At 74.9% G+C, this 14,580-nt stretch carries 3 protein-coding genes; all 3 read right to left on the reverse strand.

Annotated features, from left to right (window positions below):
• Window positions 1-82 precede the first annotated feature (82 nt).
• From WMF42_RS41205 to WMF42_RS41215, 3 genes are read right to left on the reverse strand one after another with little or no spacing between them, the layout of a single operon-like run.
• Window positions 83-1,513 carry a diaminobutyrate--2-oxoglutarate transaminase gene (locus WMF42_RS41205; RefSeq protein WP_437688551.1) on the reverse strand — a complete coding sequence of 477 codons (1,431 nt, stop codon included), beginning with the start codon at window positions 1,511-1,513 and terminating at the stop codon, window positions 83-85.
• Window positions 1,514-1,533: 20 nt separating this feature from the next.
• Window positions 1,534-5,547 carry a non-ribosomal peptide synthetase gene (locus WMF42_RS41210; RefSeq protein WP_437688553.1) on the reverse strand — a complete coding sequence of 1,338 codons (4,014 nt, stop codon included), beginning with the start codon at window positions 5,545-5,547 and terminating at the stop codon, window positions 1,534-1,536.
• Window positions 5,544-14,576: an amino acid adenylation domain-containing protein gene (locus tag WMF42_RS41215; protein WP_437688555.1), complete on the reverse strand. Its 9,033-nt coding sequence runs from the start codon at window positions 14,574-14,576 to the stop codon at window positions 5,544-5,546. The genes WMF42_RS41210 and WMF42_RS41215 overlap by 4 nt, the downstream gene beginning before the upstream one ends.
• Between the last annotated feature and the right edge of the window lie 4 nt (window positions 14,577-14,580).

Genomic DNA, 14,580 nt, shown 5'->3' on the forward strand with positions numbered 1-14,580 from the left:
TGCTGTCGGAGCCGGCGACGCTCATGCGCTCATCGCAGGCCGGTGGCACCAGCACGAACTGCTTCCTCCCGCGGCCCCTCGGCTACGCGGAGGCCGCGGCGAGCGCTTGACCGAAGATCCTCGCCACCTCGTCGATCTGCGCCGCCGTGATGGTGAGCGGCGGCAGGAACCGCACCACGCAGCCGTGGCGCCCGCCGAGCTCCACGATGAGCCCCCGGCGCAGGCACTCGCGCTGCACGCGCGCGGCGAGCGCGGGGTGGGCCGGGCGCGCCCCGACCGCGTCGGGCACGGCCGCGGCGTCCACGAGCTCGACGCCGAGCATCAGGCCGCGACCGCGCACCTCGCCGATGCTCGCGAACCGCTCCGCGTACGCGGCGAGCTGCTGCTGGAGCCGCGCGCCGAGCTCCGCGGCCGCCACGTCGAGGCGCTCGGCGCGGAGGACCGCCAGCGTGGCCGAGCCCGCCGCCATCGCGAGCTGGTTGCCGCGGAACGTGCCCGCGTGCGCGCCAGGACGCCATGTGTCGAACCGCTCGTGATACACGACCAGCGACATCGGCAGCCCGCCGCCCACCGCCTTCGACAGCACCACAACGTCCGGCTCGATGCCGGCGTGCTCGAAAGCGAACATGCGCCCCGTGCGGCAAAAGCCCGTCTGCACCTCGTCGAGGATCAGCGGGACCTCGTGGCGCGTCGCCAGCCCGCGCAGCCCCTGGAGCCACGCCACCGGCGCCGGGATCATCCCCCCCTCGCCCTGCACCGGCTCGACGATGATGGCAGCGGGCCTCGGCACGCCGCTCTCCGGGTCGGACAGCAGGTTATCCATGTACGCGAGCGAGGCCGCGACGCCCGCGTCGCCGCCGAGCCCGAACGGGCAGCGGTACCGGTACGGGTACGGCAGGAACTGGACTCCGCTCAGACTGCCGCCGAGCGCCGCCTTCGGCCCGAGGTTGCCCATCAGCGTGAGCGCGCCCTGCGTCATGCCGTGATAGGCACCCTGGAAGGCGAGCACGGTGCTGCGCCCCGTCGCGAGCCTGACCAGCTTCAGCGCAGCTTCCACGGCGTCGGCGCCTGTCGGGCCGCAGAACTGGACGCGCGCGTGGCGGGCGAAGGTCGCCGGCAGCGTGCCGAGCACGTCCTGCATGAAGCGGTCCTTCACCGGCGTGGTGATATCGAGCGTGTGCAGCGGCAGGCCGGAGTGCAGCGTCCGCATCATGGCCTCGGTGACCGCCGGGTGGTTGTGCCCGAGCGCCAGCGTGCCGGCGCCGGCCAGGCAGTCGAGGAACACGCGCCCCTCGACGTCCTCCACATAGACGCCCTGCGCCCGGGACAGCGCCAGCGGCAGGCGACGCGGATACGAGCGGGCGTTCGACTCGCGCTGCCGCTGCCGCTCGAGCAGGGGGTGATCGCCCAGCTCGTACAGCGCGCGCTGCCGGTGACGCTCGGCCAGCTCGGCGGCGAGCCCTGCGTGCGGCGGCGACTTGAAGGCCGCGGGTACGTGATCCGAAACAGGCATACTGGAAGCTGCTGAGAGGTTCATGGGGACTCCCTGGTGAGGGTTGTTCGCTCCGCGCGCTCCCGGGCGCGCTCCGCGGGGTCGAGGACCTCCAGGGTCTCGCGTACGCGCGCATGCGCGTCGGCCCCTTGCACTGCATCGATGTGATCGCCCGGAAGAATCGCTGTGTGCGCCGCGCCCGCCGTGTACTGCTGCCACTCGACGGGCGGGCCGCCGTTGCGCGCTATCGTGTCGGCGCTCCACCACACGTGAATCGGCGCCGCGACGCACCGAGGCGGCAGATCCTTCGTGAGCAAGGCCGCGCCTCGGAGCAGCGCGTACCGGTGGTGATAGGCGGCGGGCGGGATGTCGCTCGACGCGAAGCCGCGGGCCTGGGCCCAGCGCACCGCCTCCGCCACGCGATCGCCGTCGCCCAGCCCCTTCAGCCGCTCCCGCAGCGCGTCGAGCTCCGCCGGCGGGAGCGCGAGCAGCGCCGCGCAGCGGTCCTGATCGACGTACGCCGCCAGCTCCTCGACGACATCCGGCTCGCCCGCCGCGTAGAGCCGCGTGCGCGGCTGCGCGTCCAGCATGCCGAGGAAGGCGACCCGCTCGCCCTGCTCCTCCAGCGCCCGGGCGATCGCGAGCGCCAGCACGCCGCCGACGGACCACCCGAGGAGGTGGTACGGCCCGCGCGCTTGCCGCTCCCGGATCTCGCGCGAGAGCTGCTCGACGATCCGAGGGAGCGAGAGCGCCCCGGCGTCGCGCGCGAGCGACGGGCCCAGATCGAGCCCGAGCACCGGCTGCTCCTCGCTCATGGCCGCGGCGAGGCCCTGGTAGGCCCTGACGTGCAGGCCCGAGGAGTCCACGCAGAAGAGCGGCGGGCGCGCGCCGCCCGGCCGGAGCACGACGACGCTCGACGCCGGGCGCTCGGCAGCGAGCAGCCGGGCGAGCCCCGCGATCGTCGGCGCGTCGAAGATCGCCATCAGCGACAGGGAGCCGCCGAGCGCCTGCTGGATCCGGTGCATCAGCGGGATCGCCATCAGCGAGTGCCCGCCGAGCTCGAAGAAGTCGTCCTCGACGCCCACCTGCGGGCGCCCCAGCACGTCGGCCCAGATCGCCGCGAGCGCCTCCTCGACCGGCGTCCGCGGCGCGACGTACTCGCGCCGCCGCCGCGCCGCAGGGCTGGGCAGCGCCCCTCGATCCACCTTGCCGTTCGCTGTCAGCGGCAGCGCGCGCAGCAGCACGAGGTCGCTCGGGTGCATGTACTCGGGGAGCCGGTCCTTGAGGAACGCGCGCAGCGAGGCCTCGTCGATCGCCCCCTCCCGGGGGACGACGTACGCGACGAGGGTCGGCCCGAGCGCGCCGTCCTGGCGCGCGGCGAGGACGACCGCCTGCCCGACCCCGGGGTGCTCCCGGACCCGCGCCTCGATCTCGCCGAGCTCCACGCGGTAGCCGCGGATCTTCACCTGGTGATCGCGCCGGCCCATGAACTCGATGGCGCCGTCGGGCCGGTACCGCGCCCGATCGCCCGTGCGGTAGAGGCGCGCGCCCTCGCCGAAGGGGTGCGGCACGAACCGCTCCGCTGTCAGATCCGGCTGCCCGAGGTACCCGCGCGCCAGGCCGGCGCCGCCCAGGTACAGCTCGCCCACCGTGCCCGCCGGCGCCGGCTCCAGGCGCTCGTCGAGCACGTACGCCTCCGCGCTGGCCAGCGGGCGGCCGATCGGCACCGAGGCGCACCCGCGGCGATCGCGCAGCGCGCGCAGCGGCTGCACAAGCGCGCCGACGGTCGTCTCGGTCGGCCCGTAGTGGTTCGCCACCGCGCAGCCGCTCGAGAGCGCCGCGATCCGCTCGACGAGGGCGAGCGGCAGCGCCTCTCCGCCCAGCACCAGGAGCCGCCGCGGCAGCACCGCCGCCCCCTCGCCCGTGTCGAGCAGCGCGCTCAGGTGCGACGGCACGATCTTCAGCACGTCGATCGGCCAGCGCCGGTAGTACTCCGAGAAGAGCCGGCCGTCGGTCGCCGTCTCGTAGCCGATCACGTGGAGGCAACCGCCCGTGGCGAGCGCGCCGAAGATGCTCGTGTTGCCGAGATCGGCGCTCAGCGTCGAGACGGTCGCGAAGTGCAGCCCGGGCTCGATCCCGAGCGCCTCGCACACCGACCGGGTGTAGCCGGCGATGCCCCGGTGCGTCACGCCGACGCCCTTGGGCTCGCCTGTCGAGCCCGAGGTGAAGACGACGGACGCGATGTCGTCGGGCAGCACCGGCACGGCAGGATCGCCGGCGGGCTCGCCGTCGAGGAGCGCCGCGTCGTCCAGGCAGAGGACGGCGCACTCGGTGTCCGACAGGTCCGGCAGCCGGGCGCGGACGGCCGCGCCCGTGAGCAGGACGGAGAGGCCCGCGCGCCGGATCTGCTGGGCGAGCCGCTGCACGGGGGCGTGCGGGTCGAGCGGCACGTAGGCGCCTCCGGCCTTCAGGATGCCGAGGAGACCCGCGATCACGTCCACGGATCGCTCGCCGCAGAGGCCGACAGGGCTGCCGCCGCCGACGCCGCGCCGGCGGAGGTGGTGGGCGAGCCGGTTGGCCTGCCGGTTCAGCTCGCCGTAGGTCAGCCGCCGATCGCCCGCGACGACGGCCAGCGCGTCGGGCTGCCGCGCCGCGTGCTCCTCGAACGCGGCGTGGAGGTACGGCGGGGGCGCGGCGTCGTTCGCCACCCCGCCCGCCCCGCGGCCCTCCGAGAGCCGCCGCGCCCGCTCCGCGGGGCCGAGCAGGCCGAGGCGCGCGGCGGGCGCCGACCAGGCGTCGGCCGCGCTGCCGAGCAGCGCCCTGTACTGCTCGGCCATCCCCTGCACGCCCTCCGCCCCGAACCGGCGCGCGTCGTGCCAGAACGACAGGCGCAAGCCGCCCGGGCCGCGCTGGGCCGAGAGCGCGAGCTTGAGCCCGCCCGCGCCCGTGCACCGGCGCTCGACGCGCCACGCGAGGCCCCCCGCCACCCTGGGCTCCTGGAGCGAGGAGAGCTCGAAGCCGACGGTGCCACAGGTCCCCCCGCCGTCCGCCGGCAGGTCGGGGTTCCAGCGCTCCTCCTCCTCGGTCGCCTCCTCGACGCCGGCCTGCGCCCGGAGCACCAGCTCCGCGAACCGCGCCGCGTCGTCCACGCGGCACGGCACCGGGAACCACTTGGCCACCGGACCCATGACCTCCTGGACGTCCTCGATCCTCCTCCCGGCCGAGGCCACGGCGACGACGAGCTCCCGCGACCCGGTGAGGCGCGCGAGGTGCACCTGGAAGGCCGCGAGCAGGACCGACGAGAGCGAGGCGCCCTCGCCGCGCGCCAGCGACTCCAGCCGGCCGAGCAGCGCCGCGTCGACCTCGATCTCGACGACCTCCCCGCGAGCGCCGCCCTCGCCGGCGGCGCCCTCGAACGGCAGCACGACGGGCACCCCCGCGGGCGGCGGGGCGCTCTCCGCCGAGCCGACGAGCTCGTTCTGCCACTCGGAGAACTGGGCGTACTGCAGCGGCTCCTCCGCGGGCTCCCGTCGATCGCCGGCGCCGGCGCCGGCGCCGGCGTAGGCCTCGGCCAGCTCGCCGAACAGGAGGTCCAGCGTCGCGGCGTCCGCGCACAGCGCGGGCGCGGCGACGAGCAGGTCGTGCAGCCGATCGGCGCGGCGCACCAGCCACACGTGGAGCAGCGGCCCGCGCTCGAGGTCGACCTCGAGCCGCGCTGCCTCGCGCCAGAGCGCCTCGACGTGCGCCTGCTGCTCGCCCGCCGCGCGCCCGCCCAGATCCACCCGGCGCCACGCGGGAGGCGCCCCGCAGGCGGCCTGCAGCGGGAACCTGAGGCGCGGATCCCGGCGGAACGCCGTCCTCAGGATCTCGTGGCGCGCGACGACCTCGCCGAGGGCGCCGGCCAGCCGCGCGGGATCGAGCGCTCCCTCCAGCCGGATCAGCCCGCGCGTGAGCACCGCCGTCCCGCTCCGGTGGAGCGCCCACAGGCGCCGCTGCTCCGGCGACAGGCGCACGCCCTGCACGCTCGTCCCGGGCTCGGTGACCTGCGTCGTCATGACGCCACCGCGCCATCCGACGCCCGCGCCGCCTGCGCCGCCCGCTCGGCCGTCATCATCTCGCCCATGGCCACCACGATCTTCCGCGGACCCGAGAACGGATCGCGGCCGTGGGCCACGAGCATGTTGTCGAGCAGGATGATGTCGCCCTCCTGCCACGGGAACCGCACGGCGCAGCGCTCGTAGGCCTCGCCGAGCGCGCGGGTCGTCTCGACCTCGATCGGCGCGCCGTCGCCGTAGGTGACGTTGCGGGGCAGCCACTCCTCGCCGACCATGGCCAGGAGCGACTCGCGCACCGGCGCCTCCAGGTACGCCGGGTGGTGGAGCTGGATCTGGTTGAAGAACACAGGCTCCCCCGTCTTCGGGTGCGCGAGCACGGCCGGCCCGCGCTGGCTGATCCGCAGCCGGCCGCCCGCGAGCCACGCGCACCGCATGCCGCCCGCGCGGCAGCGCTCCTCCACGACGGCGGGATCCGTTGTGTGGAAGAAATCCTGCCAGCCCACGTCGAAGCCCGGCGTGAAGTTCCGCACGTAGAGAAGCCCCGACCGCCGGAAGCGCTCGCGGACGTCGGGCGCGAGCGCGTCGTACAGCCGCCGGCAGTCAACGATCGGCGTCGCGCCGCCCTCCGGCGCGGCCTGCACGCAGAAGAACCACTGCTTGAGCGGCCAGCGCGGCAGGTGCGAGCTCTCGTTGTGGAACAGGATGGCCTTGTCGGCCGGGTAGGGCGTCGAGCTGTAGATGTGCTGCCCCGTCTTCTCCCGCGGGAGATCGCCGTACTCGCCGAACAGCTCGCCGCACACGGCCTGCGCTACCTGCTCGAACTCCTGGACCTTCCGGATCGGGAAGCCGCGGAACAGGACGGCCCCGTGCCGCAGGAGCTGCGCCTCGACGAACGCCCGCTCCTCGCGGGCCCAGGCCGCGAGGTCCACGTCGTCGACCGCCGGCCTCACGACCAGCGGCAGCGGCCCGTCGCCCAGCGTGCCTGTCGCGACCAGCGCGCTCGGGCCCACGTCCACCTTGCGGGGGGTGATGCGCTTGAGGCTCCGGAGCCGGCCCTCGTCGCGCGCGCGTCCTTCCATGGTGCGTTCCTTCCTCTCCGCTGCCGCGAGCGCCGTCACGCGGCGGTCGGGGTCGTCCACGATGGCCCGCAGCACGGCCATGAAGTGGGCCGCCATCGCCGCGATCGTCGGCGGCTCGAACAGATCGGCGCGGTACTTCCACGCGCACGTGAGCCCCTCGTCGCCCTCGTCGACGAACACGCCGAGGTCGAACCGCGACACCTCCCTGTCGAGCTCCACGGCGCTGAAGCGCACCCCGGGCAGCGAGATCTCGGACGCCGGCACGTTCTGCAGCACGAACAGCGCCTGCACGAGGGGGTGGCGGCCGGGCTCGCGGGCCGGCTTCACGGCGTCGACGACCTGCTCGAACGGCAGATCCTGGTGCGCGTACGCGTCGAGCGTGACCTCCCGGACCCGCCGGAGGAGCTCCCGGAACGTGGGCAGGCCGCCGAGATCGGTGCGCAGGACCAGCAGGTTGACGAAGAACCCGATGAGCCCCTCGGTCTCCGCGCGGCTCCTGCCCGCGACGTCGGTCCCGACGAGGATGTCGGTCTGGCCGGAGCGCCCGAGGAGCACGATCTGGAACGCGGCGAGCAGCGTCATGAACAGGGTGGCGCCCTCGCGCCGGCCGAGCGCGCGCAGCGCCTCGGAGAGCGCGCGGTCCACCGCGATCGTGTGGCGCCCGCCGCTGTAGCTCGACGCGCCGGACCGGGGGTGATCCGGGCGCAGATCGAGCGCCGGCGGGGGCCCGGCGAGCCGCTCGCGCCAGGCGCCGAGCAGCGCCTCGCGGGTCGCGCCCTGGATCCACCGCCGCTGCCAGACAGCGAAGTCCGCGTACTGGACGGGCAGCGGCCGCAGCGCCGGCGGCCGCCCGGCCCGCGCCGCCGCGTACAGCTCGGCCAGCTCCGCGACGAGCACGTTCATGGTCCAGCCGTCCGCCACGATGTGGTGGACGACGACGACGAGCACGAGCTCGTCGTCGCGCAGCCGGATCGCTGTCACCCGCAGGAGCGGGCCGCGACCGAGGTCGAACGGCCTCTCCGCGCGGTCCGCGGCCAGGCGCTGGATCGCCGCGCCGCGCTCCCCGGCGGGCGTCGCCGACAGGTCCACCTCCTCGAACTCCGGCGCGGCGTCGGGGGCGATCACCTGCACCGGCTCGCCGGCGGCCACGCCGAACGTCGTCCGCAGCGACTCGTGGCGCCGGACGAGCGCGACGAGGCTCTCCCGGAGCAGCGCGACGTCGAGCTCCCCCTCGACGCGCACGGCCGCTGTCATGTTGTACCCCGCGCTGTCGGGCTCGAGCTGCGCCAGGAACCACAGGCGCTGCTGCGCGAACGAGAGCGGCAGCGGCCCCCCTCGCGGCACCGGGACGAGCGGCGGCGGCCCGGCCGCGGGCGCGCCGCCGGCCGGACCGCGGCGCCGGTCGACGTCGCGGGCGAGCTCCGCGACCGTGGGGTGGTCGAACAGGCTGCGGAGCGGCAGCTCGACGCCGAGCGCCTTGCGCACGCGCGACACCACCTGCGTGGCCAGCAGCGAGTGCCCGCCCAGCTCGAAGAAGCCCGCGTGGACGGGGACCTGCTCGAGCCCCAGCACCTCCGCCCAGATGCCCGCGAGGGCCTCCTCTGTCGGCGTCGTCGGGGCGCCGCCCGCCGCGCCGCCCGCGTCGACAGCGGGCGCCTCCGGCGCCGGCAGCGCCTTGCGGTCCACCTTGCCGTTCGGGGTGAGCGGCAGCGCGGGCAGGGCGACGAAGACGGGCGGCACCATGTAGTCGGGCAGCGTCTCCTTCAGGAACTCGCGCAGCCGCTCGGGCGCCGGGGCCGCGCCGTCCTCGCCGACGACGTAGGCCACGAGCCGCTTGCCCGAGGCGCGCTCCTCCCGGACCGCGACAACGGCCTCGCGGACCTCCGGGTGCTGCGCGAGGCGCGCCTCGATCTCCCCGAGCTCGATGCGGAAGCCGCGGATCTTCACCTGGTGATCGCGCCGCCCCGAGAACTCGAGGGTGCCGTCCGCGAGGCGCCGGCCGAGATCGCCGGTGCGGTACATGCGCGCGCCGGGCGCGCCGCCGAAGGGATCGGGCACGAAGGCCTCGGCGGTCCGGGCGGGGTCGTTCAGGTAGCCGCGCCCCACGCCGACGCCCGCGACGCAGATCTCGCCGGTCACGCCCACGGGCGCGAGGTCGTCGCCCGTCACGACGTGGAGCCGCACGTTGGGCACGGGCCGGCCGATGGGCACGTGGACGACCTCGGGCCCCGGGGCCTCCGTGATCGCGTGCAGCGCCACGTCGTCGGCGCACTCGGCGGGCCCGTAGGCGTTCATCAGCGGGACGCGGGGGTACCGCGCGAACCACCGGCGGCAGAGGTCGGGCGTCAGCGCCTCGCCCGTGGGCAGCATCCACCGCAGGCGCGAGAGGCGCGGCGCGTCCGCGTCCGCCGAGACGAGCTCCCCGAGGAGCGACGGGACCAGCTCGAGGACCGTGATCCCCTGCGCCTCGGCCTCCTCCACGAGGCGCCGCGGGTCGCCCACGATCTCCTCGGGGACGATGTGGACGCGGCCGCCGCAGAGCAGCGCCGTGAGGAGCTGCCACACCGAGATGTCGAAGCACTGGGACGCTGTCTGGCCGATCACGTCCGAGGGGCCGAGCTCCAGTGCGGGGATCTTCCCCCACACGTTGTTGAGCATCCCCGCGTGCTCGACCATCGCGCCCTTCGGCACGCCGGTCGATCCGCTCGTGGTGATCACGTAGGCGAGGTGGCCGGGGCCCGCGCGCCGCGGGGGGTCGTCGACGGGCGCGGGCCCGCGCTGCGCGGCGAGCCGCTCGCGCGTCACGAACCGCGGCCGCGCCGGCTCGGGCAGGTGCGCGAGCGCCCTCGCGAGCCGCGGCACCCACGCCTCCGACGTCACCACGACGGGCGCGCGGCTCGCCTCGACGACGCCGGCGATGCGCTGCTCGGGCTGGTGCGGATCGAGCGGGAGGTACGCGCCGCCGGCCTTGAGCACGCCGAGCACCGCGACGACCAGCTCGATGTCGCGCGACTCCAGCACCGCGACGATCGTGTCCGGACCGACCCCCTGGGCCCGCAGCGCGTGGGCCACGTGGTTCGCGGCGCGGTTCAGCGCGGCGTAGGTGAGCCGGCGCTCGCGGCACGTCACGGCGACAGCGTCCGGCGTCTTGCGCGCCTGGGCCTCGAAGAGCGCCACGTAGCCCGGCGCGGCGGGCTCGGCGCCCTTCGTGTCGTTCCACTCCAGGAGCAGCTGCCGGCGCTCGCGCTCGCCCAGGGGCGAGAGGTCGCCCAGCCGGGCCTCCGGACGGCGGGCCATCTCCGAGAGCAGCTCGACCAGGTGGCCCAGCATCCGCTCGACCGCGTCGTGATCGAACAGGCGCCTGTCGTACGAGAGCCGGATCCCGAGCCCCGCGCTCGGGTAGGCCACGACCGTCATCGGGTAGTTCGTGTGGACCCTGTCCTGCTCGTAGGAGAGGTGGACGTCGCCCACCTGCTCCCCGAGGCGGGGGTCCTTCGGCGCGTTCTCGAAGACGACGAGGCTGCCGAACAGCGCCTGTCCCCTGGGGAGCTCGCTCCACCGCTGGATCTCGACGAGCGGCGGATACTCGACCTCGCGGATACGGTAGTTGTGGGCCAGGAGCCCCTTGAGCCACGGCACGAGCGGCTGCTCGGGCGACACGCGGACCCGCAGCGGCAGGCTGTTGATGAAGAGGCCGACGATCGTCTCCACGCCGGGCAGATCGGTCGGGCGGCCCGCCACGGTCACGCCGAACACGACGTCGCGCCGGCCGCTGTAGCGGCTCAGGAGGAGCGCCCAGGCCCCTTGCACGAAGGTGTTGGGCGTCAGGCCGTGCTGGTGCGCGAGGCCGAGCAGCGCCTCGGTCAACGCCGGGGGCAGCTCGACGAACGCGTCGCTCACCCCGGCCCCCGCGGGCGGCGCCGCGCCGTCGGGGAGGATCCGGTCCACGCCGAGGGGCGTCGGCTCCGTGAAGCCGCGGAGCTCCTCGCGCCAGAACCGCTCGGCCGCCGGGAGGTCCTGGCGCGCGAGCCACGCGATGTAGTCCCTGTACGGCCGCGGCTCGGGCAGCTCCAGCGGGCGGCCCTCGCGGAGCGCCGCGTAGTACGACAGGCACTCCATCATCAGCACGGAGAAGCACCAGTCGTCCGTGAGGATGTGGTGGAAGCTCCGGACGATGCGGTAGGCGTCGTCCCGCACGCGGATCAGCCGGATCCGCAGGAGCGGCGGCCGGGTCATGTCGAGCCCCTCGGCGAGCTCGGACTCCAGCACCTCGGCGAGGCGCCGCTCCTGCTCGGCCTCGGTCCTGTCGCGCCAGTCGAGGAACCGGATGACGTCGGAGAGGTCGACCTCCCGGTGGACGATCTGGAGCGGTCGCTCGAGATCCTTCCAGACGAAGGACGTCCTCAGGATCGGGTGCCGCGCCGCCACCCGCCGCCAGGCCTCGACGACGAGGTCGGGGTCGAGCGCGCCGTGCCACACGTAGTGCTGCTGCATCAGGTAGATGCCCGAGCCGGGGTTCAGCAGGGTGTGGAAGAGCATCCCCTCCTGCATCGGCGAGAGCGGGTAGACGTCATCGAGCCCTGACGGATCCGGCAGGTGGCGCGCGATCTCGTCGTCGGTCAGGCCGCTCAGCGAGAACCGGGGCGGCGTCGCCCCGGGCCGATCTGCTTGCGGCGCTCCGGCCTGGTCCGGGGCTGCGCCCGGGGCGACGGGAGCAGCGCCCGCGGTCGAGGCCGGCGCGGAGGAGACAGCGACCGCCGCGGCGGCGGCCACGGTGGGATGGTCGAACAGGTCCTTCGGGCTCAGCTTGACGCCGCGCTGGTTCGCGCGCGCGATGACCTGGAGGCTCCGGATGGAGTCGCCGCCGAGGGCGAAGAAGTTGTCGTGGATGCCGACCCGCTCCACGCGCAGGATGTCGGCCCAGATCCGGGCGAGCGTGGCCTCGACCTCGTTCCGCGGCGCGACGAAGCCGCCGGCCTCCGGCGCGCCCGCCCGCCCGGGCTCCGGCAGCGCCGCGCGGTCGATCTTGCCGTTCCCGGTGAGCGGCAGCGCCGGCAGCGGCACGATCACGGCGGGCACCATGGTTTCGGGCAGCTGCTGCGCGAGCCGGCCGCGGAGCGCCGCCGCGTCGAGCGCCGCCGCCTCGCGCGCCACCACGTAGGCCACGAGGCGCAAGGCCCCGCCGCCGTCCCGCGCCGCCACGACCGCCTCGCGCACCTCGGGCTGCTCGCGCAGCCGCGCCTCGATCTCGCCCAGCTCGACGCGATGGCCGCGCAGCTTGATCTGGTGGTCGGTGCGCCCGAGGAACTCGATCGCGCCGCTCGCAAGGACGCGCGCCCGATCCCCGGTGCGGTACAGCCGACCCCCGGGAACCCCGCCGAACGGATCCGGGACGAACCGCTCCGCCGTCAGCTCGGGGCGCGCGTGGTAGCCGCGCGCCACGCCGGCCCCGCCCAGGTAGAGCTCGCCAGGCACGCCCACCGGCAACGGTTCGAAATTTACACCAAGGACATACGCCTGGGTGTTGGGGAGCGGCCGCCCGATGGGCACTGTCGCTCCGGAGCGGCCTGCCGCTGGATCGACCTGCCATGTGAGCGAGCCAACGGTCGTCTCGGTGGGCCCGTAGTGGTTCACCACGGTGCAGCCCGGCGCGAGCTTCCGGATCCGCTCGATGAGCGCCCAGCTCGAGGCCTCTCCGCCGAGCACGAGGCAGCGCGTCGGCAGGACGTTCTCGGGCTGCGCCGCTTCGAGGAGCGCGCCGAGGTGGCTGGGGACGATCTTGAGCGCGTCGACCCGGTGGCGGCTCATGTACTCGGCTGTCGCGTCGGGATCGAAGATCCGCGCCTCGGACAGGACGTGCAGCGCGCGGCCCGAGCAGAGCGCGCCGAAGAGCGACGTGTGCCCGAGGTCCGCGGCCACTGTCGAGACGAGCGCCATGCCGCCGCCCTCGGCGAGGGGCAGCCGCGCGAGCACGCCGCGCACGTAGCTCGCGAGGTGGCGGTGCTCGACGGCGACGCCCTTCGGGCGCCCCGTCGAGCCCGAGGTGTAGATGAGGTAGGCGAGGTTGTCGGTCCGGGCCGTTTGTCCAAGCAGCGGCGCGTCGGGTTCGGCCGCGAGGGCGCCCGCGTCGCGGTCGAGCAAGAGCAGCGCCGGCCCCGGCCCGTCGAACGCGCCGGCCCACCGCTCCTGCGTGATCACGGCGCGCGCGCCGCTGTCCTCGACCACCGCGCGGAGCCGCTCGCGCGGGAACTTCGGATCGACGGGCACGTACGCGGCGCCGGCCTTGAGCGCGCCGAGCAGCGCGACGACCATCTCCGCCGAGCGCTCGATGCACACGACGACCCTGTCCTCGGGCCTCACGCCGAGCGCCCGCAGTCGCCGCGCGAGCTGGTTCGTCCGCCGGTCGAGCTCCCCGTAGGTCAGCGCCGTCTCCTCGCAGACGACCGCGAGCGCGTCGGGCCGCGCGGCGGCGTGCGCCTCGAAGAGCTCGTGGACGCAGGCCGACGGCGCGGAGGCCGTGGCCGTCGCGTTCATGTCGGTGAGCAGGCGCCGCCGCTCGGCCGCGCCCACGAGGGGCAGCTCGGCCAGGCGGGCGCGCGGCCGCGCCGCCATGGCCTCGAGCAGCGCGCGGCACTGGCCGAGCAGGCTGGCCGCTGCCTCGTGCGTGAGCCGGCGGCGCTCGTACGAGAGGATGAGCCCGAGCTCGCTCGACGGCTCGACGATGAGCGACACCGGGTAGTTGTTGCGCCCGTCGGTGAGCAGGGCGTCGCCGACGCGCCCGCCGCCGGGCCGGGGCAGGGCGCGGACGCGCACGTCGCGAACGTCGGATTGCGCGTCGGGCACCTCCTCCTCGGGGTAGCTGTCGAACACCACCAGGCTGTCGAAGAGCGACCTCCCGCCCGGCACGTCGCTCCAGCGCTGGACGAGCGAGAGGGGGGCCCACTCGTGCTGGCGCAGCTCGCTGTTGCGGTCCTGCAGCCGCGAGAGCCACGCGGCGAGCGGCTCGTGCTCGTCCACGCGGACCCGCACCGGCAAGGTGTTGATCAGCACGCCGACGATCGCCTCGGAGCCGGGGAGCTCCGGGGGGCGGCCCGAGACCGTGGCGCCGAAGACAACGTCGGGCTCTCCGCTGTGCCGGGAGAGCAGGAGGGCCCACGCGCCCTGCACGAGGGTGTTCAGCGTGACGCGCAGGCGGCGCGCGCAGGCCGCGAGCGCCTCCGTCTCGGCCCGCGAGAAGCGCAGCGCCTGCTCGGCGCAGGGGAACGCGTCGCCGCCTGCCGCGCCCGCCGCCGGGCCGGCCTCCATCGGGAGCGGCGTGGGCGCCCGGAACCCGGCCAGCGCGCCGCGGAAGAACCGCTCGGCCGCGCCTTCGTCCTGGGCCTGCACCCAGCTCAGGTACTCCCTGTACGGGCGCGGCCGCGGCAGCTCGGGCGTCGTGCCCCGCGCGAGCGCCCGATAGACGAGCAGCGCCTCTCTCAGCAGCAGCGCGAAGCTCCACCCGTCGAGCAGGAGGTGGTGATGGCTGTTGATGAAATAGAAGGCATCGTCCTCGGCCTGGACCACCGTGAGCCGCATGAGGGGGGCTTTCAGCAGGTCGAAGCCGGCGCGCCGGTCCGCGGCCATGAGCGCGGAGAGGGCTTCCTCGCGCTCGCCGGCCGCGAGCCCGCGGAGGTCGTGGCGCGCCACCGGGATCGTCACCCGCGGCCGGACGACCTGCACGGGCTTCGCGACGCCCTCCCAGACGAAGGCGGTGCGCAGGATGGGGTGCCGCTCCGCGAGCGCCTGCCAGGCGCGCTCGAAGGCGTCCAGATCGAGCCGCCCCTCCAGCAGGAAGGCCACCTGGACGAAGTACGGGTCGGCGGACCGGTCCGAGACCGCATGAAAGAGCAATCCCTGCTGGAGCGGGGAGAGGTAATGAATCGACTCAACGTCTTTTTTCTTGTTCGTCATGGCC

The sequence above is a fragment of the Sorangium sp. So ce176 genome, assembly GCF_051519835.1.
GTDB classification, from domain to species: domain Bacteria; phylum Myxococcota_A; class Polyangia; order Polyangiales; family Polyangiaceae; genus Sorangium; species Sorangium cellulosum_G.